Annotated in this window: 2 protein-coding genes; both read left to right on the top strand. The window is 58.5% G+C overall.

Going from position 1 to position 3,075, the window contains the following annotated elements; genetic code table 11:
- Window positions 1-271: 271 nt before the first annotated feature.
- Entirely contained in the window at window positions 272-1,189 is a 918-nt protein-coding gene (locus ACLHHB_RS15780) for an MBL fold metallo-hydrolase (protein WP_410219236.1), read from the top strand.
- Between the two features lie 110 nt (window positions 1,190-1,299).
- Window positions 1,300-3,045 (top strand): SulP family inorganic anion transporter, encoded by a 1,746-nt coding sequence (locus tag ACLHHB_RS15775; RefSeq protein WP_410219235.1) that lies wholly within the window; start codon window positions 1,300-1,302, stop codon window positions 3,043-3,045.
- Window positions 3,046-3,075 lie beyond the last annotated feature (30 nt).

Here is a 3,075-nt window from a genome sequence, read left to right as displayed (position 1 = left end):
CTCCACCGGAAGATGCGGCAGGTTTCTGTTTCGAAGGGATGGCGAAGATTCGACAGGCATGTGCTGCACGTCCGTCTCAGCAAGCAGGCCGAGGCTCTCGCGGCTGGGAAAGGGCACGCAGCCAGTGGTTATCGTCCCTGTCATCCGCATAACGGAAAGAGTCGAAAAAGAGAAGCAAGCCCGTCGGCCCCATTTGCCTATCGGAACGAAGTGTCGATGAACTCTGCTAAGGGATGCAGAACCTGAACGCAGAGCCCAGAGGAGCAGCACGATGACGAAATCAGCCCTTCAGCAGCGGGTGGTGCGGCATTCACCTTCACGCGGTGCGGGCAGTCCCGAAGTCTGGGGCGTCTACGACCCGGATACCGGCTCCGTCCAATATGTTTGCGCAGACCCGGCGACCAGGAAAGCGGCACTCATCGACGTGGTCTGGAACTACGACGCCAGAAACTGCCGGTTCTCGACCGACAGCATCGACCAGGTTCTGGATCTTGTGGCGCGAAACGGACTGACGGTGGAGTGGGTGCTGGACACCCATCCCCATGCCGACCACGTCATGGCTTCGGCGGAACTGAAGCAACGTACCGGTGCCGTCAATGCGATCGGCAAAAAGGTAGCGGATATCGCAACAATCTGGGCCGGAATTTATAACCTCCCGGATCGTTTCAACCCTGTGCAGGACTTCGATTTCTTGTTTTCAGCAGGAGACCGCTTCCGTATTGGAGAGCTGGAGACGCGGGTGATGATGTCACCGGGGCATACACTTGGCTCGATTACCTTTGTCTGCGGTGACGCAGCTTTCATTCATGACACGTTGATGCAGCCCGACGTAGGCACATCGCGCGCCGACTTTCCTGGGGGTAGCAGCGCTGACCTGTGGGACTCGATCCAGGCCATTCTGGAGCTGCCTGCCGACACGCGCCTGTTCGTCGGGCATGATTACGGCACGAATGACCGCTGCGAACCGCAATGGGAGGCCACTGTGTTCGAACACAAGGCACGAAACCGTCATGTCAAGGAGGGCACGCAGCGTGAGAACTGGCTTCGGATCCGAGACGAACGGGATGCGAAGCTGCCACTTCCCGATCGCATGCTGGCAGCGCTGCAGATCAACCTGCGCGGCGGCCGCCTGCCTTTGGTCGAAGATGATGGACACAGCTATCTGAAGATCCCCATCAACCGCTTTTGAGGATAGCCTATGACCATTCGAGATCATGTGACTTTTTGCGAACCTGTCTCCCTGCAATCATCGTCGAGGCGGGTTGCACACTGTTTTACCTCCTGTCCGAGAACGGACGCATGAGACCGCTGACGTCCTGCTTTCCTGCTTTGGAGTGGGGGCGTCGGTATAGCTGGCCGACCTTCCTCAGCGACGGGATGGCAGCAGTGGTCGTAACGATGATGCTGATTCCACAGGCATTGGCCTACGCCATGCTGGCAGGTCTGCCACCAGTTGTCGGGCTCTATGCGTCGATCCTGCCGATGGTTGTCTACGCGTTGTTCGGTAGCAGCAGCACGATGTCGGTCGGTCCTGTTGCCATCGTTTCATTGCTGACAGCGACCGCCGCAGGTGCCGTGGCCCCCGCCGGCAGTGCCGCCTATCTCACGGCTGCCCTTACACTGGCGCTTTTGTCGGGACTGATGCTGGTGACAATGAGCATATTCCGGCTTGGTTTCGTGACAAACCTTTTATCCCATCCAGTCATCTCGGGCCTTATTACCGGCTCCGCTCTGCTGATTTCGGCCGGGCAGCTGAAGCACATTCTGGGGGTTGAGGCGCATGGCCAGACGCTGATCGAGGTTGTTCACTCCTTGCTGCGAAGCCTGCCTCAATCTAACTTTCCGTCGCTTTTTCTGGGTGCCACGGCGATTGTATTTCTCTTCTGGTCCCGCGCGAAGATGAGAGCTTTGTTGCAGCATCTGGGCGTTCCCGCAGGTGCTGCAGTGGTGATCGCTCGATCCGGGCCTGTTCTGGCCGTTACGGCCTCCATCTTGATAGTGATATGGCTCGACCTGTCTTCACGGGGTGTGGCCGTGGTGGGCAACATCCCGCAAGGTCTTCCGCCCTTGTCTCTGCCGGCACTGGACCTGACGACTTGGCGCATGCTCTTACCTGCTGCCTTTCTCATATCGATCATCGGCTTTGTTGAGTCCGTTTCGGTTGCTCAGACCTTGGCGGCCAAGCGCCGGCAATCCATCCGCCCTGACCGCGAGCTTATGGGTTTGGGAATGGCAAACCTGGCTGCGGCCTTTACAGGCGGCTATCCGGTGTCCGGAGGTTTGGCGCGGTCCGTTGTCAATTTCGATGCTGGTGCGCAGACACCCGCTGCAGGCATCTATACTGCCCTCGGGATCGCGCTGGCCTCCGTCTTCCTGACGCCCGTCCTCTTTTATTTACCGATCGCTGTTCTGGCCGCAACGATCATCGTTGCAGTTATGAGCTTAGCTGATTTCGGCGCGTTGCGCCGAACCTGGATCTATTCACGTTTTGATTTTTCGTCTTTGGCAGCAACGCTTGTCTTCACACTTGCACTGGGCGTGGAGAAGGGGATCCTTATTGGAATCGCGATCTCGGTGCTGCTCCACCTTTGGCGCAGTTCACGGCCGCATGTTGCCGTGCTTGGTCAGGTTCCCGGGACTCACCACTTTCGCAATGTTCTCCGCCATGACGTTGTCTGCGTGCCGGACGTCCTCAGTTTGCGGATCGATGAAAGCCTTTTCTTCGGCAATGCGCGGGCAATTGAAGATGTAATCCAGCAGGCCGTGGCGGATCGACCACAGGTTCGTCACGTCGTGCTGAACTGCGCTGCCGTGAATGGCATCGACGCAAGCGCACTGGAAAGTCTGGAGTTGATCATGCACCGGCTAGAGGATGCATCCATCCGCCTGCATCTCTCCGAAGTGAAAGGGCCGGTGATGGACCGCCTTGGCAGCACCGACTTCCTTTGCCACCTCAGCGGCAACGTGTTTCTGTCTCATCACGCCGCCCTTGAGGCGCTGGCGCCGGCTTCCACCCGGGCTGCGGGGGCGGGCAAGCTTGCTTAAGTGCTGGCTAGATCGCGTTGCCATAAGGGA

The organism is Paracoccus sp. (in: a-proteobacteria) (assembly GCF_046462195.1).
Taxonomy (GTDB): Bacteria; Pseudomonadota; Alphaproteobacteria; order Rhodobacterales; family Rhodobacteraceae; genus Paracoccus.
Note: the sequence above shows the minus strand (reverse complement) of the source record. Positions and strands in the feature narration are given on the sequence as shown.

What these genes read in the sequence shown, in the direction of transcription:
- ACLHHB_RS15780 (WP_410219236.1), top strand. Translation starts at nt 272, where the DNA reads ATGACGAAATCAGCCCTTCAGCAGCGGGTGGTGCGGCATTCACCTTCA.
- ACLHHB_RS15775 (WP_410219235.1), top strand. Translation starts at nt 1,300, where the DNA reads ATGAGACCGCTGACGTCCTGCTTTCCTGCTTTGGAGTGGGGGCGTCGG.